This is a genomic window from Acinetobacter sp. IK23 (assembly GCF_035615275.1).
Classification (GTDB): Bacteria; Pseudomonadota; Gammaproteobacteria; order Pseudomonadales; family Moraxellaceae; genus Acinetobacter; species Acinetobacter seifertii.
This window is the reverse complement of the sequence record NZ_JANBNX010000014.1, coordinates 1-24748: the sequence shown is the minus strand read 5'-3', so window position 1 is coordinate 24748 and position 24748 is coordinate 1. Positions and strand designations below refer to the sequence as shown.

The 24748-nt window shown below is 39.5% G+C and carries 19 protein-coding genes and 1 riboswitch; of the genes, 5 read left to right on the top strand and 14 right to left on the bottom strand.

Annotation, left to right across the window (positions count from 1 at the left end; genetic code table 11):
• Positions 1–169 precede the first annotated feature (169 nt).
• Positions 170–2308, top strand: coding sequence for a TonB-dependent siderophore receptor (locus tag MSG95_RS11155; protein ID WP_077165920.1), 2139 nt, complete (start codon positions 170–172; stop codon positions 2306–2308).
• A 59-nt stretch (positions 2309–2367) separates the two neighbouring features.
• Here MSG95_RS11155 and MSG95_RS11150 read toward each other — a convergent pair whose 3' ends face one another.
• The 5 genes from MSG95_RS11150 to MSG95_RS11130 all read right to left on the bottom strand — a co-directional run bounded on the left by MSG95_RS11150 (position 2368) and on the right by MSG95_RS11130 (position 9237).
• Positions 2368–2943 carry a TMEM165/GDT1 family protein gene (locus MSG95_RS11150; RefSeq protein WP_004704943.1) on the bottom strand — a complete coding sequence of 192 codons (576 nt, stop codon included), beginning with the start codon at positions 2941–2943 and terminating at the stop codon, positions 2368–2370.
• 15 nt (positions 2944–2958) lie between these two features.
• Positions 2959–3145: riboswitch (yybP-ykoY riboswitch) on the bottom strand.
• Positions 3146–3173: 28 nt separating this feature from the next.
• Positions 3174–3452 carry a hypothetical protein gene (locus MSG95_RS11145; protein ID WP_077165921.1) on the bottom strand — a complete coding sequence of 93 codons (279 nt, stop codon included), beginning with the start codon at positions 3450–3452 and terminating at the stop codon, positions 3174–3176.
• Positions 3453–3600: 148 nt separating this feature from the next.
• Positions 3601–5574, bottom strand: a complete 1974-nt coding sequence (locus MSG95_RS11140; protein WP_077165922.1) for a 2-oxo acid dehydrogenase subunit E2 — start codon at positions 5572–5574, stop codon at positions 3601–3603.
• 2 nt (positions 5575–5576) lie between these two features.
• A complete protein-coding gene (gene aceE / locus MSG95_RS11135) occupies positions 5577–8294 on the bottom strand; it encodes a pyruvate dehydrogenase (acetyl-transferring), homodimeric type (RefSeq protein ID WP_004704938.1) in 2718 nt (905 codons plus the stop codon).
• Between the two features lie 250 nt (positions 8295–8544).
• On the bottom strand, positions 8545–9237 hold the full coding sequence (locus MSG95_RS11130) for a M23 family metallopeptidase (protein ID WP_004704936.1): 693 nt from the start codon (positions 9235–9237) through the stop codon (positions 8545–8547).
• A 107-nt stretch (positions 9238–9344) separates the two neighbouring features.
• On the opposite strand from MSG95_RS11130, the gene MSG95_RS11125 reads away from it, so the two are divergent.
• A complete protein-coding gene (locus MSG95_RS11125) occupies positions 9345–9788 on the top strand; it encodes a DciA family protein (RefSeq protein ID WP_077165923.1) in 444 nt (147 codons plus the stop codon).
• A gap of 97 nt (positions 9789–9885) precedes the next feature.
• Here the strand turns inward: MSG95_RS11125 and lpxC are convergent, their stop codons facing one another.
• The 8 genes from lpxC to gshB all read right to left on the bottom strand — a co-directional run bounded on the left by lpxC (position 9886) and on the right by gshB (position 19123).
• Positions 9886–10788, bottom strand: coding sequence for a UDP-3-O-acyl-N-acetylglucosamine deacetylase (lpxC, locus tag MSG95_RS11120; RefSeq protein ID WP_019458528.1), 903 nt, complete (start codon positions 10786–10788; stop codon positions 9886–9888).
• A 110-nt stretch (positions 10789–10898) separates the two neighbouring features.
• Entirely contained in the window at positions 10899–12074 is a 1176-nt protein-coding gene (gene ftsZ, locus MSG95_RS11115; RefSeq protein WP_004704930.1) for a cell division protein FtsZ, read from the bottom strand.
• 164 nt (positions 12075–12238) lie between these two features.
• The gene (ftsA, locus tag MSG95_RS11110; RefSeq protein ID WP_004704928.1) at positions 12239–13501 is read right to left on the bottom strand and encodes a cell division protein FtsA; all 1263 of its coding nucleotides are present in this window, start codon (positions 13499–13501) and stop codon (positions 12239–12241) included.
• A gap of 60 nt (positions 13502–13561) precedes the next feature.
• On the bottom strand, positions 13562–14416 hold the full coding sequence (locus MSG95_RS11105; protein WP_019458529.1) for a cell division protein FtsQ/DivIB: 855 nt from the start codon (positions 14414–14416) through the stop codon (positions 13562–13564).
• 2 nt (positions 14417–14418) lie between these two features.
• The gene (locus MSG95_RS11100) at positions 14419–15345 is read right to left on the bottom strand and encodes a D-alanine--D-alanine ligase (protein WP_077165924.1); all 927 of its coding nucleotides are present in this window, start codon (positions 15343–15345) and stop codon (positions 14419–14421) included.
• Positions 15346–15383: 38 nt separating this feature from the next.
• Positions 15384–16832 (bottom strand): UDP-N-acetylmuramate--L-alanine ligase, encoded by a 1449-nt coding sequence (gene murC / locus MSG95_RS11095; RefSeq protein WP_004704924.1) that lies wholly within the window; start codon positions 16830–16832, stop codon positions 15384–15386.
• A gap of 11 nt (positions 16833–16843) precedes the next feature.
• Positions 16844–17941, bottom strand: a complete 1098-nt coding sequence (murG, locus tag MSG95_RS11090; protein ID WP_077163722.1) for an undecaprenyldiphospho-muramoylpentapeptide beta-N-acetylglucosaminyltransferase — start codon at positions 17939–17941, stop codon at positions 16844–16846.
• A 237-nt stretch (positions 17942–18178) separates the two neighbouring features.
• Complete coding sequence (gshB, locus tag MSG95_RS11085) at positions 18179–19123, bottom strand: glutathione synthase (protein ID WP_077165925.1); 945 nt, start codon at positions 19121–19123, stop codon at positions 18179–18181.
• A 160-nt stretch (positions 19124–19283) separates the two neighbouring features.
• Here gshB and MSG95_RS11080 point away from each other — a divergent pair, with 160 nt between their 5' ends.
• Together MSG95_RS11080 and MSG95_RS11075 are read left to right on the top strand one after the other, a co-directional pair.
• Entirely contained in the window at positions 19284–19496 is a 213-nt protein-coding gene (locus tag MSG95_RS11080) for a DUF1737 domain-containing protein (protein WP_077165926.1), read from the top strand.
• 226 nt (positions 19497–19722) lie between these two features.
• The gene (locus MSG95_RS11075; RefSeq protein ID WP_216069811.1) at positions 19723–21915 is read left to right on the top strand and encodes a TonB-dependent receptor; all 2193 of its coding nucleotides are present in this window, start codon (positions 19723–19725) and stop codon (positions 21913–21915) included.
• A gap of 239 nt (positions 21916–22154) precedes the next feature.
• Here MSG95_RS11075 and MSG95_RS11070 read toward each other — a convergent pair whose 3' ends face one another.
• Complete coding sequence (locus tag MSG95_RS11070) at positions 22155–22559, bottom strand: hypothetical protein (protein ID WP_077166356.1); 405 nt, start codon at positions 22557–22559, stop codon at positions 22155–22157.
• Between the two features lie 155 nt (positions 22560–22714).
• Here MSG95_RS11070 and MSG95_RS11065 point away from each other — a divergent pair, with 155 nt between their 5' ends.
• Positions 22715–24571: an N-6 DNA methylase gene (locus MSG95_RS11065; protein ID WP_077166357.1), complete on the top strand. Its 1857-nt coding sequence runs from the start codon at positions 22715–22717 to the stop codon at positions 24569–24571.
• Positions 24572–24748 lie beyond the last annotated feature (177 nt).

Below are 24748 nucleotides of genomic sequence, written 5' to 3'. Positions count from 1 at the left end.
GGATTCTATAACTCTTGCAATGAATTGCTTTATTTTTCTCATAATATTTTAAAATAGCTTTTGCTTTTCTTATTTTATAAATGAATCATAATGTTATTTAAAATTTACACGCAATAAATTAAAATAATTCTCATTATCAGTTTTGTCTTTTGCGCTGTCTAGGCCCCCCATGAACCAAGCACCTTATTTTTCAAGCTCCAAAACATTTTTAGCAGCTGCTATTTTTAGCTTAATGACAGCAAGTCATGCTGATGAAACAGCAGAACAACAAAATTCAGCCAGTGTGCTACCAACAATTTCTATTCAGGCACAAAAAGAATCTACCTCTTCCTATGTCGCAACAAAAGCAACCTCTGCCTTAAAATCTGATGCACCCTTGTTTAAAACGGCTCAATCGGTTTCGGTGGTGACTCGTGAACAGCTCGACCAGAAACAAGCAAAGACACTTGCAGAGGCACTTGAAGGCGTTGCAGGTGTTGAAGCTGGAAAACTTGGTCGTCGTGGTTGGGATGATTTTGTTATTCGAGGCCAGACCTCTTCCGATTCGGTTTATGTAGATGGTTTAAGAGTTGGACAAAATACTTATGTTGCCACTGAACTATCAGGCATGGATCAGGTCCAAGTCTTAAAAGGCCCTGCCTCTATTAATTTCGGTTTGGTTGCACCAGGAGGTATGGTCAATTTAGTTACTAAACGCCCAGAAGCAGAAAACTTTGCACGTGCTAGCATGACTTATGGCAGTTACAACCTTAAAGAAGGCACATTCGATTTAAACTATAGTCCTAATAATAGTGAAAAAGGTGCTTTCCGTTTAAATGGCCGCATCGCTGACCAAGATGACCCGACAGATTATGTATATTTTAAAAATTACTATATCTCGCCTTCTTACAATTTTGACTTAGGTGATAACACTGACCTCTCCGTAATCGCAAGTTATCAACATCGCGAATATATTCGTCAGCAAGGCTTGCCTGTTATTGGCACTTTAAAAGACAATCCTAACGGCGCTATAGACCGAAGTTTATATATTGGCGATCCTAATTTTGGTAAATATGAAGCAGATGTTTACCGCACTGGTTATACGTTTAAACATGCCTTTGATAACGGTTGGAGCTTTAACCAGAATTTTGCCGTCCAAAAAACCGAAATGGATGGTACTGCGGTTTTTGCTCAAACCAAAAAGTTTTGGGCAGACTCATCTTACACAACCATTAACCGAGCTAATAATAGTCGACATCAAGTGATTGATAACTTAAGTTTCGCCATCGATAACCGTTTAAACAAACAGTTTGATTTATATGGCATGCAGCACGACATTAATATTGGCGTAGATGCTTTTCAGGAAAAAAGTGACTACACCAATGATAAATATGATATTGGTAATTTAAATATCTATGACCCCGTTTATGGTCAAAAAGTGACATTAAAACAAAATGTTCGGGATATTAATCGTCTCAAATATTTGGGACTCTATTTACGTGATCGCATTCAACTCAATGACCAATGGCTTTTAAGCTTGTCTGGACGCCAAGACTGGGCACAAACCCAAAGCACAAGCTTAGTTACAAGTAGTGCAAGTAAACAATCAGACAATGCTTTTACGGGTAGCGCCTCTGTCATGTATACCCTTAATGACATTGTTGCCCCTTATGTCAGCTATGCCACTTCATTTACACCTAACAGTGGTACTGATGTAAATAATAATCCGTTCAAACCTGAAGAAGGAAAACAGGTTGAAGTCGGAATGAAATTACAAAGCCCTGATCAACGAGTTCAAGGTGCTATCGCTTGGTATGATTTAAAACGTCAAAATGTTTTAGTCACTGATACTGCGAATAGTGGCTATAAAGCTCAGCGTGGCGAACAGTTAACACGTGGTATTGAAACTGAACTCAGCGCAGAAATTTTAGAAGGTTTAAAATTAACAGCTGCATATACTTACACGATTGATGCTGAAATTAGTAAAGATGCAAACTCAAGCAATGTAGGAAAAGCACTCGATAATATTCCTGAGCATGCTTATAGCTTGTCAGCACGTTATAAATTTGACCCAGCTTCAAAACTTGGTTGGTATGTTGGTGGTGGATTCCGTGGTGAAACATATAAAACTGTCGATGGCTTAGATGTCCACATTCCAGGCTATACAGTCTTTGACACTGAAGCTGGCTACGATGCAGGACATTGGGGTGCTCAACTTGCGATCCGTAACCTATTTGATAAAGATTACTATGCCGGTGCGCTGAACGAGAATTTGGTGACGCTCGGTAACCCACGCCAAATTAACTTCACAGTGAAATTTAACTACTAAAATGACCTACAAAAAACGCACTCGAATTGAGTGCGTTTTTTGTAGCAGCTTAAAATGTGTTAAAAGAAATAATGTTGTACTAGCGTAGACACACCTACAATTAAGAAAATGGCAGCACCAATTTTATGAATAAGTGAGATAGGTAAACGTTCTGCCAGTTTATTGCCGATAAATACAGCAGGAGCATTGGCAATCATCATACCAACTGTTGTACCTAGCATTACCCAGAAAATACTGTCATAGCGTGCAGCTAAAGCGACAGTTGCAATTTGTGTTTTATCGCCAATTTCAGCCAAGAAAAATAAAATAAAGGTTGCACCAAAAACACCAAATTTTTGCCATTTATTAATACTATCAGTTTCATCATCGAGCTTATCTGGAATAAGCATCCAGAACGCCATACCAATAAAACCAACAGCAAGTACCCAAACCAAAATCTCAGGACTTAACACAGTTGTAATCCACTGCCCAAGCACAGCCGAAATACCATGGTTAATGAGTGTGGCTAAAAGAATCGCAATTAAAATAGGAATTGGCTTACGGAAACGCGCAGATAGTAGCAGAGCCAATAGTTGAGTTTTATCACCCATTTCAGCGAGGGCAACAATCGATGTAGAAATCAGAAATTCTTGCATGTCGTTTCTCTGGCTAGCATAAATGCCCATGACCTACCGCTCCTGCTAGCCAAATATCTGCAGAGTGGTAAATCAAAGGTCTTGCCAACTCAGGAACGATGAGACGTTTAAGCTATGATGACCATGTTCTGTTGAACAATTATGTTGACCATCACCTATTCACATTTGCTGTGAATAGCGGCTACTCCCCAATGAAGTATGTGCTCATTATATTCGAGCAGTTCTATTTTTCAAACAAAAAATTTTATCCATGCCCATACTAACAGACGCCCCAAGCCTAATAGTAAAGCTAAACAGATACTTAAGTTAATAAAACCAAAATTGTTAATACCAGCTATATGTTGTGATTGAAATTCAAATGGCAAAATAAGCGTTGCCACAAATACTTCCAAACCGATTGCAACGTAGGTCATCCACTCCCAAGGAAAGTGCAAAAAACTGACCCATATTCCCATCAATAAAAATACAATCAACAGTAAGGGCAACATAATTTTCAGGAAACCCAACATTTACTATTTCTCCTTTACCCAATAACGAGAAATTTCTCCTCACGCTCAATAAGCATTGCTTAATCTGTAGATTAACCCAAAATTTAATTAAAGAGATATCAAAACAAAACCCCGCCGAAGCGAGGTTTTATTTAATCATTTCAAAGTATTAGATTAATAAAGTACGAATATCTTTAAGAAGTTTCGTAAGTTTATTTGTAAAGCGAGCTGCATCTGCACCATTAATTACACGGTGGTCATAAGACAATGACAACGGCAACATTAAGCGCGGATCAAAGTCTTTACCATTCCATACTGGCTGCATTGTTGCAGGTGAAATACCTAAAATTGCAACTTGTGGCCAGTTCACAAGAGGTGTAAATGCTGTGCCACCTATTGCGCCTAAGCTTGAAATGGTGAAATTCGCACCTTGCAAGTCTTTCGGTGTTAATTTCTTATCACGCGCTTTTTGACCTAACACACCCAATTCAACTGCAATTTGCTTAATTGATTTTTGGTCTGGGTTACGAAGGACTGGCACAGTTAAACCATCAGGTGTTGCTACTGCAATGCCCATATGAATTTCATTGCGCAAGAGCACTGATTTACCGTCATCAGATAGATGACCTGCGAACTCCCGCTCTTCTTTCAACAAGTACGCAACCGCTTTGATAATGAATGCCATAATCGTCAGGCTGATACCTTCTTTTTTGAAGTTGCCTTTTAGCTCATTACGCCAATCTTCTAACTCAGTAATGTCAGCCAAATCAAACTGGGTGACTTGCGGAATAAAGTTGTTCAACGACAATTGCGGAATTGATACTTGCTGCAAACGCGTCAGTGCTTTTTCTTCCACGCCACCAAACGCTGTGAAATCAGGAAGCTTTGGCAAACCTGAAACTGCTGGTGCAGTCGCAGCAACTGGTGCAGCTTGTGGCGCAGTTAAACGACTCTTCACATAGGCAAAGATATCTTCTTTAACAACACGACCATGCTCACCAGAAGTTTTAACTTGTGACAAAATCACACCAAGTTCACGAGCAAGCTTACGTACAGCAGGGCCTGCATATACTTTAGCATTTTCGGCTTCTTGCTCTTTGGTTAACTTGTCACTACCAGACGCTGGAGCAGATACAGCCTGAGTCGGAGCAGGAGCTGCCACTTTAGGTGCTGCTGCCTGTGGAGCTGGAGCTACTTCTGCTTTTGCCGCTGGTGCCGCAGCAGGTGCTTGGCCTTCAGCTTCAATTGTTGCAAGCAATATACCTTGTGAAACCTGTTGGCCTGCTTGCAAGTGAATCGCTTTCACAACACCCGCAACAGTACTTGGAACTTCAACAGTCGCTTTATCTGACTCAACCACAACAAGGCTTTGGTCTACATCAACTTTATCGCCAACTTGTACCAAGATTTCAGCAACAACTGCTTTATCTACACCCAAGTCAGGAACGTTAATATCAACTGGTCCAGATTGAGTAGCAGCCGCAGCTACAGTTTCTTGTTGAGCTGGTGCAGGTGCTGCCGCAGGGGCTGCTGTAGAAGCAGGAGCTTCAACTGGCGCACTTGATGCAGACGTTGTTTTCACTTTAATGAGCACAACACCTTCTTTAACTGTATCGCCTTCTTTAACTTGAATGCTTTCTACAATACCAGCAGTACTGCTTGGTACTTCTACAGTTGCTTTGTCAGATTCAACTACAACGATGCTTTGCTCAACATCAATCTGGTCACCTACTTTAACAAGGATTTCGCCAACTAATGCTTTTTCAACACCAATGTCAGGGACAGTTACGTCAACAGTTGCAGTTGATGTAGTGGCAGCAGGTTGAGCTGAAGCTTGAGCTTGTTGTGCAGGAGCTGGAGCAGCTGGCTTTTCAGCCGCAGGAGCTGGTGTTGGTTCTGGAGCAGCTTGCGCTGCACCTTCAGCTTCAAGTTCAAACAATACCGTACCTTCAGTTACGCTATCGCCTTCCTTGATTAAGATGCTTTTTACCACACCTGCTGAAGTACTAGGCACTTCAACAGAGGCTTTATCAGACTCAAGCAAAACAAGACTGTCATTTTCAGCAATGCTGTCACCAACTTTTACTAAAATTTCAGCAACAACTGCTTTATCTACACCAATATCAGGGGTCTTAATTTGCATGCTTAGTTCCCCTCACCTGTTTGCGTTTCATTGTATTCAGCAACTGGCTGAACTTCCGGATGTGCTTGTGGAGCCCATGCAACCGGACGGTCAGTATCTAACTCAAAGTTAGAAATTGCATCTTTCACTAAACGTGCATCTACTTCACCTTCGTCAGCTAATTTTTTCAAAGTAGCAACAACGATATGTGCAGCATCAACACCAAAGAAACTACGTAAGTTAGCACGCGTATCTGAACGACCATAACCATCTGTACCTAATGCGACAAATGGACGACCATCTGGAAGATAAGCACGAATTTGTTCGCTGTACGCACGCATATGGTCTGTAGCAGAAACTACAATACCTTCTGTACCACGTAATTGCTTAGATACCCAAGATTCTTTCACTTCTTCAGCAAGTGGGTGTAGGCGGTTGTATTCTTCACATGCCATACCATCACGAGATAACTCATTGAAGCTTGTTACACTCCAAACGTTTGAATGGATTTGGTATTCATCACGTAAGATTTTCGCAGCTTTGATCACTTCACGAAGAATTACACCTGAACCAAGTAATTGGACAGTTGCTTTTTCGTCTTTTTCGAATAAGTACATACCACGTTTAATGCCTTCCTCAGCGCCTTCAGGCATTGCAGGATGCTCGTAGTTTTCGTTCATTACAGTTAAGTAATAGAACACACGCTCTTGGTTCACATACATACGTTGTAAACCGTCATGTACGATTACAGCTAATTCGTAACCAAAACATGGATCGTAAGATACGCAGTTTGGAATCGTGTTTGCCAAGATATGTGAATGACCATCTTGGTGTTGTAAACCTTCACCGTTCAATGTAGTACGACCAGCAGTTGCACCTAACAAGAAACCTTGAGCTTGTGCATCACCAGCTGCCCATGCAATGTCACCAATACGTTGGAAACCAAACATTGAGTAGTACATGTACATTGGAATCATTGGCAAGTTATTCGTTGAATAACTTGTTGCCAACGCAGCCCATGCGCTCATTGCACCAGCTTCGTTAATCCCTTCTTGAAGCATGTGACCATCACTTGCTTCACGGTAATGCATTAACTGTTCTTGGTCTTCTGGAGTATATTTTTGACCGTGAGCGGCATAAATACCAAGCTGACGGAACATACCTTCTAAACCAAAAGTACGTGCTTCGTCTGGAACGATTGGTACTACGCGGTCTTTAATTGCTTTCTCTTTAAGTAAAGCAGCAATTAAACGAACCATTACCATCGTAGTAGATTGTTCTTTACCACCTGAACCATTTAATACAGCATCAAATACAGATAATTCAGGGATCGCTAAAATTTCACTCTCTTTACGACGTGCAGGAAGGTAACCACCTAATGCTTCACGACGCGCCTTCATGTACTTCATTTCTGGAGAGTTTTCACTTGGGCGGTAGAATGGGAGCTCTTCTAATTTATCATCTGTAAATGGCAGGTTAAAACGGTCACGTACATATTTTAAAGAGTCGATCTGCATTTTCTTGATTTGGTGAGTTTTGTTCACCGCTTCAATTTCTTCAGATAAACCGTAACCTTTAACAGTTTTCGCAAGAATAACTGTTGGTTGACCTTTGGCTTTCATTGCTTCTGCATAGGCAGCAAAAACTTTGTAAGGATCATGGCCACCACGGTTGAGATTATCGATGTCTTCATCACTTAAATCTTTTACAAGTTCAGCAGCTTCTGGGTACTTGCCAAAGAATTTCTCACGTGTATATGCGCCACCTTTTACTTGGTAGCGTTGGTATTCACCATCAACAGTTTCTTCCATTACCGCTTTTAAAGCGCCTGTGCTGTCTTTTGCAAGTAGCGGATCCCAATGACGACCCCATACTACTTTAATGACACGCCAGCCCGCGCCACGGAATAAAGATTCTAATTCTTGAATAATTTTACCGTTACCACGTACAGGACCATCTAGACGCTGTAAGTTACAGTTAACAACCCAAATGAGGTTATCAAGTTTTTCACGGCCAGCGAGTGAAATTGCACCAGTACTTTCTGGCTCATCCATCTCACCATCGCCAAGATAAGCCCAAACTTTACGATCTTCTTCTTTGATCAAGCCACGGTTCATCAAATATTTTTGAATGTGTGCTTGATAAATCGACATAATTGGACCAAGACCCATTGATACAGTTGGGAATTGCCAATAGTCCGGCATTAAATATGGATGTGGATAGCTTGGTAAACCGTTACCGCCAACTTCACGGCGGAAATTACTTAACTGCTCTTCAGTTAAACGTCCTTCAAGGAATGAACGTGCATAAATACCAGGAGCACAGTGTCCTTGGTAATAAATCATATCTCCGCCAAAGCTATTGCTGTTTGCGCGGAAGAAATGGTTAAAACCTACGTCATATAATGTTGCACTTGATGCGAAACTCGCTAAGTGACCACCTAAATCATCACCTGTTTTATTCGCACGAAGTACCATTGCTAAGGCATTCCAACGAATCAATGCACGAATACGGCGTTCCATATCTTGGTCGCCTGGCATTGCAGGTTGTTCTTCAACAGAAATTGTATTTAAGTAAGGTGTATTGAGACGTTGAATTGGAACATGCTTAGCAATTGCTTGTTGGTAAAGTTTTTCCAACAAGAATGCCGCTCGCTCAGTTCCCATATGTTGTAAAACTGAATCGAATGCATCTTGCCATTCTTGGGTTTCTTGTGCGTCGGAGTCACCGTAAAACGCCATAATTCACCTGTTCCTTGTTCTCTAATCTACTTTGTATTTTTACCACGTTTTGCCCCTCTCAAGTTATTGCCACGGGTGAATGTGAGGGGGCCCTATTATTTTCTGAATGAATAGTCATTGACCGAGCATGATTCAAAATAACAAAAAAACGCCAATATAGGCGTTTTTTTATACGATAATTGCGTTAAGAAAGGTTTTATCTCATTTCAGATTCAAAAATTTAATAATCCTAATTTTTAACAAATACGATTTAAGGCAACATTGCTAAGTAAGTTGATGGATTCTTACGTTGACCATCTTTTACTACTTCATAGTGTAAATGTGGTCCAGTACAACGACCTGTACAACCCACATTAGCAATATGATCACCAGCAGAAACCTGATCGCCCACACGAACCATTAAACGTGAAGCGTGTGCATAGCGTGTTAAATAACCATTACCATGGTTGATTTCTACATACTGACCATAACCTGTCCCCCAACCTGATTTAGTTACAATACCAGGACCTGTTGCATAGATTGGCGTACCACTTGGCGCAGACATATCTAAACCACCGTGATGCTCTGCACGACCACCCATGGTACGACCACCAAAGTTAGAAGAAACACGTACGCTATCAGGAAGAGGATGAGAAACTAACCAAGAATAAGGATTTGAAGAAGAGGTATTAAAAGAATTTTTAGCGGTAGTATTACCATATTTTTTTGCCAGTGAGTCATTGTTGAGCTCAACTGTTTTTGGGCGTAAAGTGACTGAAACTTTTGCACTTGCCGGAAGATCTAAATCATCAGGATGCGTATATGAACCTTGAGATAATGTTTTTGATAACTGTTCCAATCGATCTGAATCTGTAGATTGGTTAATATTTTGATAATCTGCAAAAGCAACCGATGCTGCCGAAGCGGCTAGTGAAAATGCTAATAAAATACGACGCGTGTGCATAAAAACCTCTTGAAACTGTTCTTACTCAAGTTCCTTATGATCTCTTCCTTGATATCAGTTGAAATGAACGCTTAAGATGGAGACAAGAAACCATTCGAGAATGATCAATGTCTAAACCCGATAACGTTTTTCAACAATCCGGAAAACACATAAAAACAGGAAACCTTACGTTTCTAACAACGCAAGTCGCGCAATGGCAAAGACTTACGAAAATAATCCAACCCTTATTGCCCCAACCGGAACAATGGCAGGTCGTGTGTTATCAAAATGGCACTTTAATTATTACTGGTGAAAATCAGGCAATGATTAGTCAACTCAGCTATTTACAGAGCCAATATATATCTAAATTATCTCAACTTGAAGGACTAAAAGACTTACAAAGAATTCAAGTTCGCTTGAGAAATAAGACTATTTCTAAAGCGCCCTCATCATCTGAGCCTTCTAAATCCATCCCCCCGGAAACACAAGAAATGTTACGTAGTGCCGCCGACTTCGTGAGCGACCCTAAGCTTAGCCAAGCTTTACTACGTTTGGCAAGCAATAAAAAATGATGAGCTTTCCATTTCTTAATTAGAATCGTTCTTATTTTGTGATAAAAATCACACTATTCATTGTTACATTATAACATAGATAAATAAAGACAATGACTTATGTCACACTCACATATGGAATTGGACATTCATTCTCGTCATTAAATGTTACAATTTCATAATTACTCGGATCACTTTGAACATTGCGTAACAGCTGATTATTTAAAGCATGTCCCGATTTATAGCCATCGAACTTGGCAATAATTTGATGACCAAGTAAATACAAATCACCCACTGCATCTAAAATTTTATGTCGAACAAATTCGTCAGCAAATCGTAAACCTTCTTCGTTCACAACCCCTGTATCATCTACACCAATGGCATTATCCAGACTTGCACCTAAAGCCAAATTATTTGCTTTGAGGTAATCTAAGTCTTTCATAAAGCCAAAAGTTCGTGCTTCACTAACCTCATATACAAACGTTTCGGTTGAAAAATCGATTGTCGCAGACTGGTATTCTTTAGCAAATGCAGGATGATCAAAATCAATGGTAAAGTTGAGCTGAAAACCATTATGTGGTCGAAAAATTGCTTTTTTATCTTCAATTAAAGCTTCAACTGGTTTTAATATTCTTATAAATTTTTTAGGGGCATTTTGCTCGCGCAAGCCACCTTGCATTAATAGATAAATAAATGGTCCAGCACTGCCATCCATAATTGGGACTTCGGATGCTGACACTTCTACGATTAAATTATCAATTCCTAAACCCGCAATCGCGCTCATTACATGCTCAATCGTACCTACTTTAATATCACCAGTAACAAGGTTCGAACACATAAATGCTTCTTGAATAAGCAATGCATTAGCAGGAATATCAACAGGTGGATTCAAATCGATACGGCGAAATACAATACCTCCATCCACGGTATGTGGAATGAAATTGATCATCACTTTTTGACCGCTATGAAGACCTATTCCACTCGCTTTTACCACACGATTGAGAGTACGTTGTTTCACCATGCTTTGTAACTTCTTTTTTAAAACCGCTATACGTTAGCATATTTAGTCATTGATCAAAAATAAAAAAAGGCAGTGTTTAAACACTGCCTTTTAGTAGATCAAAGACTGAATTACTTACGTTGCTGATTTTTCAAGTAATCTTGAATACTCATTGGCGAAGAACGCGGTGATGAACTTGGTGCATTATTTACATCAGTTTCAGCATTTTGGCGTTTATTAATTGCAGGAACATCATCTTCATCTACAGATTGTGCAGATTGAGTTGATGTATGGCTCACTGTATTACGCTTTCTCGGTTCTGCATCAGCAGCATTACGAGTCAAACCAGTTGCAATCACAGTTACACGTAATTCATCACGCGCATCTGGATCAAATACTGTACCGTAGAAGATTTCGCCTTCATCAAGGTCAACAATTTGGTTAACCACATCAGTAATGATTTCTGTTTCACGTAACGTGATGTCATCACCACCCGTAATGTTAATTAACACGCCTTTGGCATTAATAATATTTACGTTATCAAGTAATGGACTACGGATTGCCTGTTCAGCAGCTTGACGTGCACGGTCTTCACCACGACCCAAACCAGCACCCATCATTGCGTAACCGCGAGTACTCATTGCAGTTTTCAAATCGGCGAAGTCAAGGTTAATGTGACCGCGATTAACAACAAGATCAAAGATACTGCGTACAGCGTTTAACAAAACATCATCTGCCTTTTTATAGGCATCTTTCATTGAAATATCACCATACACGCTTAACAAGCGCTGGTTAGGAATAATAATCAATGAATCAACATGAGCTTCTAACGCTTCAATACCGCGTTCAGCTGACTTTTGACGACGACGACCTTCAAAGTTAAATGGAGTCGTTACCACACCAACAGTCAAAATCCCCATTTCTTTAGCAACTTCAGCAACAACCGGAGCTGCACCAGTACCTGTACCACCACCCATACCAGCGGTTACAAACACCATGTCAGTCCCTTCAAGGTGCTGACGAATAATTTCACGGCTTTCTTCTGCTGCAACTTGACCCACTTCTGGGTTAGCACCTGCACCTAGACCACGTGTACTTTGCTCACCTAACTGAATTTTGAAAGGAGCATTCATACAGTCAAGTGCTTGTTTATCTGTATTGGCACAAACGAATTTAACACCCTGAATATCAGACTGTACCATGTGCTGAACGGCATTACCGCCACCGCCACCTACACCAAATACAGTGAAACGGGCTTGACCGTTGCCATCGTTTAGTTCATCTTCTATAAATTCAAATGAGGCCATGACCTTTAGGGTTCCTAATACATTATGGCAGTCACTTCAGCCCGTATACTGCCTTGATTTTCAAAAACAACTAATTTTAAGAATGCTGTGCAATACAAACCTTGTCAAGTACAGTGGTTTTCTCTTACAACTTCCTAACAATTCTACCAATAAATCCATACATCCTAAAAAATGGCTTTAAGTTTGCTATTAAACGCATTCCAACCATTCACCATTCGTTCCCATACCGAACGGTCACTACCCTCTTCAGGTTCCTCAACAGCTTCTTGTAATTCGCTTTGGCTAAACATAAGCAAACCAGCTGCTGTCGCATACATTGATCGACGTAACGCAGCTTGATGCTGATCATCAGCATACACCTGTAACGGTGGATTACCTAAATGAGCAGACACACCCAACATACGACGCGCTAAACTTACCATACCCTCAATCTGGCAAGCATCACCTGTCAATACAACACCATGATACAGACCATGGATTGCACCGCTTTGTTCTAGTTCTTCACGAATTTGACCGAAAATCTCTTCGTAACGAGCAATAATAATTTCTGACAACTCAATTCGGCTAATGGTTTGAGGACCATCAATACCCTGTACCTGAATCATATGATCAGGTTTAACAGCACTTAGATCAACGCAGCCGTGTAAAATTTTAATCCGTTCAGCTTCGTCGGTCGTTGTTTGTAACACAGCAGCAATATCACGTGTCACATGTTCGCCACCACGCTGTAATGTACGCGCTAAAGCTAAACGACCATCTAAATAAACTGCTAAATTGGTAATGCCTGCGCCAATATCAACGAGACAAACACCATACTCTTTTTCATCTTTGAGCAAACTTGCTTCAGCGGTTGCCAAGCAAGAAACTACCATTTTTTCAACACCAATGTTCGCACCTTTCATGGCACGATCAAGGTTCTGCATAGTAGCGATTGGCATCATCATGAGTTGATAGTGGCCAGTCATGCTATGAGCAGTCATATTAATTGGATTTTGAACCCATTCAGCAGAGTCACCTAACTCAAACCCAAGTGGGACTGCACTCGCTAAATAATAATCAGAGGTCACATGGCTTGCTTTTGCTAACTCCAATGCACGTACAACTTCATTGGTTGTAATCACATGTGCGGGGTTAGCAACAGGCGTGCGTCCAGAAGCATAGAAACTTTGCAGCTCGGTACTTGGAATAGATACCCACGCACTATGAATGCGACATTCAGCCATATTTTCCGCTTCAGAAACGGCGTTCTTAATCGCAGCAATGACTTTATCGAGACTTACAATTTTTCCTTTGTTCATGCCTCGATTGCGAGCAGTTGCCATACCGATAACCTGAATGTTATCCGGTGCATGAATTTTTCCAATCAAAACTGAAACTTTATGCGTCCCAATGTCAATTGCAACAACTGAGGGAACAGCTTCACTCATCACTCATACCATTTCTTTGTTGTCTAATACCAGGCAAATTGCCTATTTTAAAGCCACGTATTATGGCTTTGCTTTTGTACCACCTGCAATGCTTGTGTCATCACTCGTTACAACAAACTGACCATTCACAATTTTAGGTGGAGTTGCATTCTTCCATTGAATAGATAATCCATTACGATATCGCAAATCAATGGCTGAGATTTTCGTCCACACAGGTTTTAGGTCAGATTGTGCCAAGTGACTTAAACGTTGCAATTTATTCATTGTTTGGTCTTGGTCAACAATGATGCGTAAACCAGAATCAAACTGCATAAACCAAGTCATTCGTTCTGTTAGATATAACTCTTTTAAACGCAAATTAACAGGATGGAATAACTGATTAATTTCATTATAGCGTCGCATCATCATTTTAGACTGGCTTACCGGGCCATGTAACAACGGCAGTTCAGGATGAAGTTTCGGTTCTGCCTCACTAAATACGTCGCCACCATCGCTTAATAAGCGGCCTGTTCCCCAACGGGCAATCGCATGTTTAGGCATGATACGAACACGAATACCATTGGGCCAAGCACGAGATACAACGACTCGGTCTACCCATGAAATTTCTAATGCTTTATCACGAATCTGCTCTAAGTCAGACGTAAAATAATTATCTTTTACAATCGGCTGCACATATTGCATTACTTGCTGAGATTCAACTGGAGTCGTTGAACCCACAACTTCAAGTTTTGCAACAGTTGCATCGGTAATAACCTTATATAGCCCGTAAATTCCGACTGCCAGCACTAAAAAAGCAATAACCAGCAACATCCATCCGCCAGCGTTGGCAAGCTTTTGCTTACGTGTAGGCGGTTTTTCATGAATGGATGTAATTGCCGCACGTTTACGGCGCATGGAAGCCGGAAGTTGTGCCATATTTAAGCTGTACCTTCCAATGTTTGCTCAAGAATTGCAACACACAACGCTTCAAAGCTATAACCAACTGCTTTAGCAGCCTTAGGTACAAGCGAATGACTTGTCATACCTGGCACAGTATTCACTTCTAAAAGCCAGAAAGCACCTTGCTCATCCTGCATTGCATCAATACGGCCCCAACCTTCTGCGCCTACTGCTTGGAAAGCACGCAAACTTAAAGCTTGTAATTTTTTCTCGTCTGCATCACTTAAACCACAAGGGATACCATACTCGACATCATTACGTTGATATTTTGCTTCATAGTCATAAAAAGCAACATCTGCAGGTGGTTGCAAACGAATAACAGGTAAAGGCTGACCATTTAAAAATGAAATCGTAAATTCACGACCAGTGATCCATTTTTCTGCCATGACCACTGCATCGTGCTGAGTTGCTTTTTCAATTGCTGCCGCAAAATCTTCTGCTTTCTCAACCTTACTCATGCCTACGCTTGAGCCTTCATGCACAGGCTTAATAATGACTGGTAGACCCAATTCCGCAATGACTGAATCGAGGTCAGTTTCTTTGGTAATAATTCGATATGGTGCTGTAGGTAAATCACTACCTTGCCAGATTTGCTTGGTTTTAACTTTATCCATACCAATAGCAGAACCTTGTACACCAGTTCCTGTATATGGAATATTCAACCACTCAAGCACACCTTGGATCTGACCATCTTCACCGCCACGACCATGCAATACAATAAATGCGCGATCATAGTTTACAAGTTCAGTTACACTACGGTCTTGCGGATCAAATGCCTCAGCCTGAACACCTGAACTTAACAAAGCGTCCAAAACTGCCTGACCACTATCTAAAGAAACAGCACGCTCAGCCGATTTTCCACCAAACAACACAGCAACTTTGCCGAATTTTGTAGCATTTGACACGTTTAAATCCTTAACCCGATAATTCAATACTTTTTTGTTTATTTCACATACAAATGGTGCTGTGCAAGTTCTACTGAAATTGCTCCCACGTTACCTGCACCTTGCGTTAATAACAAGTCATTTGGTTGTAACACATTTTGCATGATGTTTTGTAAATTACCGTCAACGGGATCAATCAAAATCGGTTCAACCTGACCACGCAAGCGGATACTACGCGCTAAAGTACGGCTGTCTGCACCAACAATTGGTTTTTCACCAGCAGGGTAAACTTCGAGTAATAATAATTGGTCGACTTGAGATAAAACTTCAATAAAGTCGTCAAAACAATCACGTGTACGAGAATAACGATGAGGTTGGAAAAGCATCACTAAACGACGATCTGGATGGCTCTGACGAGCTGCTTTAATAGTTGCTTCTACTTCTTTAGGATGATGTCCATAGTCATCGACTAATTTTACATTACCCTCACCAAGCTCAAATTCACCTTGTACTTGGAAGCGACGCCCAACACCACTAAAGCCTTTTAATGCACGACTAATGGCTTCGTCTGAAACACCTTCATCAGTTGCAACACCAATTGCAGCCAAAGCATTTAAAACATTATGCATGCCCGGTTGATTGATCGTTAAACGAAGCGGCTCACGTCCTTTACGCAATACCGTAAAGTGCGAACGCATGCCATCTTGCTCTACATCAATCGCACGGATGTCATTATCTTCATTAAAACCATACGTAATAACCGGACGGCCTACGCGTGGCAAAATCTCACGAATGTTCGCATCATCACCGCAAACTACCGCTAAACCATAGAACGGTAAGTTATGTAGGAACTGCACAAAAGTATCTTTTAACTTATCAAAGCTACCTTCATAGGTGTCCATATGGTCAGCATCGATATTGGTTACAATCGCTGCCATTGGCTGCAAATAAAGGAATGAGGCATCTGATTCGTCAGCTTCTGCCACAATAAAACGACTTTCACCAAGCGCTGCATTTACACCAGTACTGTTAAGCAAACCACCAATCACATAAGTTGGATCAAGGTTTTCTTCAGCCAACATTGTGGTTAACAAACTTGTTGTTGTGGTTTTACCATGTGTACCTGCTACGGCAATACCATGACGGTAACGCATCAGTTCACCGAGCATTTCTGCACGACGTACAATCGGAGTACGTTGCTCAATTGCCGCTTTAATTTCTGGATTTTCCGGATCAATAGCAGTTGAAACTACAAGCACATTAGCGTTTTTAATATTTTCTGCTTCGTGTCCGATATAGACCTTAATGCCATTTTCTTCTAATTGTTGTGTAGTTTTAGAAGCTTTAATATCTGAACCGGAAATTTTATATCCTTGGTTAGCTAACACCTCAGCAATACCACACATACCTGCTCCGCCAATACCCACAAAATGAATGTGTTTGATACGGCGCATTTCAGGCACTTTAATCAATTTTTTTGCTTGGTTTGCAGCTGTTGTTGGAGACATAGTAAATCCGATTACATTTTTTGAATAAGATCAACCACATGCTGAGTTGCATTTGGTTGGGCATGTTGACGCGCTTTCACTGCCATTTCTGTAAGTAATTGGCGGTTCATCAACGTGGTAAACAATTGATTTAAAACTTCTGGTGTCATGGTCGATTGCTGGCAAATTTTTGCAGCACCGACATCGGCCAGAAATTTGGCATTTGCAGTTTGGTGGTCATCTACCGCGATAGGTAACGGTACAAAAACTGCTGCAACACCAGCTGTTGCAACTTCTGTCACAGTTAAAGCACCAGCACGGCAAATAATCAGGTCTGCTTCGCTATATGCCTTCGCCATGTCTTCAATAAATGGCAAAACATGTACTGTTAAATTTGCAGGTGCATCTGCGTACAATGCTTGTGTTGCTTCAACTTGTTGCTGACCACACTGATGAAAAATATTCAGTGGAACCTGTAGTTGCTTTAAAGCTGGGGGTAAACGTTCATTGAGTGCTTTGGCACCTAAAGAACCACCTACAATTAAAATATTTAACGGCTTACCCGCTTGTTCACGCTCATCGTAGCGCCATTTTGGGCTTAAAATATCTGTTATTTCACGGCGCACAGGGTTTCCTGTGGTCACGACTTTGCCACCAGCAGGAAAAGTATTAGGAAATGCTTCGCACACCACTTTAGCTACACGTGATAACTGCGCATTGGTAAAACCAGCAACTGCATTTTGCTCATGAATGAGAACAGGAATACCTAATAAACGAGCAGCCAGACCACCCGGTCCTGCAACATAGCCACCAAAGCCTGCGACTGCGTCAACTTTGAGCTGTTTCATATAACGCATAGCGCTTAAAGTGGCTTTTAAAATTTTAAAAGGCGCGGTGAGTTTACGGATGACTCCGTTTCCGCGCACACCTTGAATATCAATTTGATATATTGGAATATTTTGATCTTTTAATAACCGATTTTCCATACCTGTTGGCGTGGCTAACCATGAAACCTGACAACCTTGTTGTTGAAGTTGTTTGGCTACGGCGAGGGCTGGAAAAACATGTCCACCAGTACCGGCAGCCATCATCATGACATGTTTAGGTTTGCTTTGCTGTGAATCTGTCACGGTCTAATTCTTCAACTCAAAAAACAATGGAAATTGTCATCTATTTTTGTAGCCGTTTATTTTAATCCTAAAGCTTCATTAACGAAAAGCGAATTTCACTCGTTTATAACAGAAAGATGTGCTTTTTTGAAAATATGCCTACAAAGCGCAAGCGTATTTCATATTGTGGTTTTATTAATTGATAAATTTTTAGGTGATTTCCCAATATTCGCTTAGGAAATCACCCAAAGTAGATGATTAAGCAGGACGACCAGCTTCTAATACGTCAAATAGATCATCGGCAATCGATGTACCAAATTGAGCATCAATTTCGCGGATACAGGTTGGGCTAGTGACATTAATTTCAGTGACATAATTACCAATTACATCAAGTCCAACAAATACCAATCCTTTTTCGCGTAAGAAAGGTCCGATTTTCGCTGCAATCTGCTTATCATTTTCAGTAAGTGGTCGTGCTTGACCTAAACCACCTGCCGCCAAATTACCGCGCACTTCACCATTTTGTGGAATACGAGCTAGGCAGTAAGGAATAGGTTCACCATTCACCATTAGAATACGCTTATCCCCTTCTACAATTTCAGGAATATAACGCTGTGCCATAATTGGACGCGTACCTAATTCTGTCAGCATTTCTAAGGTAGAACCAATATTTACACCATCTTGGTATAAACGGAAAATTCCCATCCCACCCATACCATCAAGTGGCTTAACAATCACATCGCCATGTTCTTTAATAAATTCACGAATTAAACTTTGTTGAGACGTTACAAGTGTAGGTACTTGTAGCTCTGGAAACTGCGTTGCAAAGAGTTTTTCATTACAATCACGCAGTGATTGAGGCTTATTAATAATCCATGAACCTTCACGCTCAGCTTGCTCAAGCACGTAAGTCGTGTAGACAAAATTCATATCAAAAGGCGGATCTTTACGCATGAGTACAACATCATAAGCCGCAATAGATTCTTTTTTCTTTTCGCCAAGCTCATAGTAATGACTGTAATCTTCAAATACTTCTAAAGGAGAAATTAGACCGTAAGCTTTACCTTGATCGATATATAAATCTTGCTGTAATGCATAACCCAATTCATGTCCACGACGGCTCGCCGCCCACAACATTGCCATGGTTGAATCCTTTTTCAGATTTACGGTTTCAATCGGATCCATGATGACAAGTACACGCATGCTCAAGCTCTTCTTAAAATTTAAATTAGCATGAGTATAACTGAGATTTTTCACTGGTTTTTCTTAATTTCAGTAAAACCTTATCGGTTATTTCTTTATCTTGAATTCAGGTAAATTCAGTTAAAATATGACCATAAAATATTATTTTTAAAGGCTAAAGATGAAACTTTATCGCTATTTAACTGGCCCCGATGACTCTGCTTTTTGCGCACGAGTGACTAAAGCGCTCAATCATGGCTGGGAATTATATGGAGCACCAACCATGACCTTTAATGGTACTCAAGTGATTGTGGGCCAAGCCATTTGCAAAACGATTGATGAAAACTATGATCCAGAAATGGATATTTTAGATGTACTTAAAAAAAATGCTTAACTCTAAGGGTGTTTTTACTAAAAAAAGCACCTCGTCAAAATCTCATTTATAAATAAAACTAATTACTTACATTATGCCCGCCCTTTAATATAAAAATTATATTTTTAAAATCAACAACTAAAAGCACACCTCAATAATTTCATAGGCAATAGTTCTTTTATTCTAAATAATTAAATGATTATAATTATCATTTATACTTTTATTTTTGTTAACAGACTTTGTTTTTATGTTAAAAATTTCTATATCTTCTCCCCACATTAAAAGCTCATTCCCGCTTAGCTTACTCAGCTTAATGATCTTGAATATTCAAGGTGTCTACGCAGAGGAATTAGCTGACTCATCATCAAAAGTTGCAGCAGTCATGCCGACTATAAAAATTGAAGCGATGAGTGAGCTCGACCCGATTAAAAGCTATATCGACTATGACAAAGCCAATGTCACACGTAATGGTTTAGACAAAAAAGATATTCCGCAAACTATTGATACCATTGATGTTCAAAAATATAAAATTTATGGATCAAATGATTTAAGCGTCATGCTACAAGGTACCCCAGGGGTATCAACCAATTACGATATGCGTGGTGATGGAATTACCATTCGTGGTTTTGGTGCAGACACAGGTGACATTTACCGTGATGGCATACGTGAAAGCGGACAAGTACGCCGCAGTACAGCCAATATCGAACGTATTGAGATTTTAAAAGGTCCCGCTTCTGTTTTATATGGCCGTAGCGCTGGTGGTGGAGTTGTAAATATGGTGAGTAAATTCGCCAATTTTGACTCTAAAAGTTCAGTTGGCGCGTACGCTGGTTCATATGACAACTACGGAACAACGGCTGACATCAACCAAGTACTTAACGACAATTTAGCAGTACGTTTGACTGGAGAATATGGCGAGTCAGATAGCTTCCGCTCAGGTATTAAAAATAAAATAGAGATGCTCTCTCCAAGCTTTACCTATAAAAATGATGATGGAACACTCACTTGGACCACACAATATACCTATGACAAATTAGGTCGAGTGCCTGACCGCGGACCAATGCGTGACAATCTACCTGCAGGTACATCTATCAAAACAGGATTTGCCCAAGATGGCGATTATGTTGATGATATTTTGCAAGTGGTTCGCACCGATGTAAATTATGAATATGCACCTGACTGGAACTTCCACTGGGCAGCAAGCTACCGCCAAGCAGAACAGAACTTTGACCACTTTTACTTTGGAACTTATTGTGGGTTAGATGGTAAAGATTTAAAAGGTAAAGCATGCAACACTAAAAAAGGCTATATCAATCAAATTTACTACTGGCAACAAACTAGCAATAAGACCACGACCAATACATTTGATATTAAGGGCAAGTTCAAAACAGGCTCGCTCGAGCACCAAATTATGGTCGGTACAGACTGGACCTATGAGCAACGAGAACCACGTCTAGCCAATAAGACTCAAAACGGTTCAGCCATTTATGGTTATGTTAATCCGCTCACTGGTGAACGTGAATATAGCCGAGGTAATGGCCCTCTTTTGATTAGCCAACATAACTACAATGAAGGCACCACTTATGGTGTATTTGTTCAGGATTTAATTGGTCTAAATGACCAACTCAAACTGATGATGGGCCTACGTTATGATTACTTTGACTTTTCGACTACCAATAAACTTAACAATGATCATCGTAATGTAAAAGACAGTAGCTTTAGCCCAAATGTGGGTTTGGTATGGCAGCCCGTTCCAGAGCATAGCTTTTATACGTCTTACTCTAAGAGTTTTGCACCATTTGGCGGGCAAATGGGTGTTAACCAAGTTACTGGCAGCACCGATGTCGCAAAAATGGATAAAGAGCCTCAATATAATGAGCAATACGAAGTGGGTGTAAAAAGTGAATGGTTGGATAATCGGTTAAATACTCAATTTTCTGTCTTTGATATTCGTAAAAATAATATTCGCTATAAACCAAACCCAGACAGTGAGCCAGATGTATGGGCAACAGCGGGTCAGCATCAATCTCGTGGTCTCGAATTTAGCTTTATTGGCCGTGTATTCGATAATGTCTTTGTCCGCGGTGGTTATGGTTATACCGATGCAAAAGTAAAAGAAGACAAGCAAAATCCTGAACGTGAAGGCAACTATTTAGCCAACACATCTAAGAACACAGGTAATTTATTTGTTCGTTATTTACCAACTGAACAGTGGTATACCGAAGTGGGCGTAACCTATGTCGGCTCTTATTATCCAAATATTAATAATCAAGTAAAAATGGAAGGCTTTAATCGTGTCGATGCAGCAATTGGCTATAGTGCAGACCCGTGGAATGTTACGCTTGCGGTAAATAACCTAACTAATAAAGAATACTGGCGTTCAGATAGCATGCCAGGCACACCACGCAATGTGTTATTACGTTTGAATTATCAGTTCTAAGTAAAAATATTAAAAAGGCATACCCCTATTTAGAGGTATGCCTTTTTCTTTTTAGATCCCGTATTTTTCGCAATAAGCTTGCATATTGGCTAGTGCTTCTTTTGCGTCTTTGATGCTGGCTAAAGGTCAGCAAGACAAGTTGAGCATGACGATGGAGTGTAAGAAGTGATTCGCATATGGCGTATTATGTTAATTGTAGATTTTCTTACAAAATCATTTTCAGTTAAATGACTTTGTATCTAATCTAAATCTTCTGGACGAATATCTTCTAATTGACCTTGAAGATCATCAATCTCTTCAACAAGAGAATCTATAGCCTCCTGTTGTTCCGCTTTTTCTATTTTTAATCTTAACTTTTCGATATCTTTTCGATATTCGGGAGCATTTTCTACATAATGCCCAAGACGAATAAGCTCTTCACCTCGTTCCATGCCTTGAACATTATCACCATCTTCATTATACGTTTCAGGACTATCTTCATTGCCATCATCGTTTCCAGCCGTATTTCGAAAAAGTGTATCTTGTCTATCAAAGCGTTCCTGTAAGTCTTCAGCTTTATCAACATCAGATTCAAAATTCTCAGCCAAATCATCTAATTGCTGCAGTAACTCATCTTTACTATAACTATCTTGTTCTTCGCTCATAGTTGTACCTTTTTAATTATTGAGGTGATATTCAAAACTAATAATGATGGGTAACTTTTTTATTTCAATATAAAAATACAAAAAAACTAAAACACTATTGTGCATTAAACACAAATGTGCAAATATGCTCCTATCTAATTTAAGTAATGATCCCTATGAACAATCCAATCAATCTAATTTCTAATTTTGAGCAAACTCTTTTATCCAATTCTGGTGATGATGCATTTGAAGTGGCATTTTTCTTATTCTCTATCAAATTGATAGATGAAATTGAAATACTTGAAGGAAAGAAAAATAGTGAGTTTATAGAAAACAACAATATTAGTTTAACTATAGAAAAAGTTTACACTCTTCAAAAGAAAGTAAATAAAAGATGGCCTACCCTAGCTTTAGATAAAAGTTCATTTAATATTTCTGATGATCATATGTATCGAGTTATTCAGTCTCTACATAAGTTTAATCTTATAGAAAGTGATTTATCTGTTATTGATGCGATTTTAGAAAGGTTAGTCAGTTCAACGTCAAAAAGCTCACTTGGTCAATATTTTACTCCTCGAGAAATCATTAAGCTGTGTGTGGAAATAATAGATCCTCAACCTAACCAAACGATTTTAGATCCTGCATGTGGTTCATCGGGTTTCTTATTCGAATCAACAATGTATGCAATAGGAAAAAATCAAATTGCACCAAATTGTCTTGGTATGGACATAAGCTCTAAATCTATCCGTGTCGCTTACTTAATGAAGTTAGCAAAGTCTTTAAACAATATTAATCTAGTACAAGCCAATAGCTTAGACAACAATTCAAATGAGCAAAGTTTTGTCGGCCTAAATAGTTTACTCTGGACTAAAAATAAAGATGAGAAAATAAGTCTAGATAACTTACAAGCCGATATTGTTTTCGCCAATCCTCCATATGCAGGGACTATTGAAAATAGCTTATTGCGTCAGTATGACTTAGCTAAAGATAAAAATAGCGTAAGTCGTGAAATATTATTCATTGAAAGATGTATTAAGCTTTTAAAGACAAATGGAAAATTAGCAATTGTTATTCCTAAAGGCGTTCTTTCAAATAGTAGCTATAAATATGTAAGAGAGTGGATACTTTCTAAAACAAAAGTACTCGCGGTGATAGGCTTGGATAGTAATGCATTTATGCCGTATACATCTGTTCAGACATCTATTCTAATCTTAGAAAACACACCATCTAAGAATGATGACGAGATATTATTTACGTGTAGTTTTAATTCTGGTCATGATTCTAGTGGCCGTAATATATCTGAAAATGATTATGCAGAATTGTCTGAAACGGTTAGATCAGTATTCTCTAAACGTGAAAATTCAGGAACTCACCCATATAAGAAATTAACTGTAAAAGATATTTTATCTAAAGATCGATTAGATGCTGAGTTCTATCTTTCTGATGTACAAGATAATCTTAAAAAATTAAATAATCTTTCCGACCAAACACTAAGTGATATTGCAATTGGATCTCATAAAAAATTTAAGAAGAAATCTTATGAGGCTATCAGATATGTTGATATTTCTAGCGTAGAACAGAAATTTGGTTATGTGTTTCCAAATAGATTAGAAATAGAAGATGTACCCGGCAGAGCTTCTTATTTACTTCAAAAAGGTGATGTACTAATTAGCACTGTTAGACCTGAAAGAAATACAGTTGCTTTAGTTAATCACGAATTAGATGAACCAATGGTTGCATCAAATGGATTTTGTGTATTACGACCAGAACAAGTAAGTCCATATTACCTATATGCATATTGTAAGAGTGATTTATTTAAAAACTCTTTGTCTGGACTAGCAACTTCATCAATGTATCCAACTGTTAGTGATAAAGATATTTTGAATATGCCAATTATTTATCCGAACAAAGAAATACAAAAAAGTATTGAAGAAAAAGTAGAGGCTAGCTTCAGAAAGATTCAAGAGGCTCAACAAGAGATCAATGAAGCAATTACATTGATCAATACATTCATAGACAGCAAAATATCATAATTAATAAATAGTCGAGGGGGAATATTCCCCCTCACTTTTAATCACCAAACATCTGATCCTAGACAGTATCGTGGACAACAAATCCCTCTAAATTCTTAAAATATTTCTTCTCAAAGGCTTCAGGGCTTAACCAGCCATTTGCAGAATGTCTTCTGACCCGATTGTAATAAATCTCAA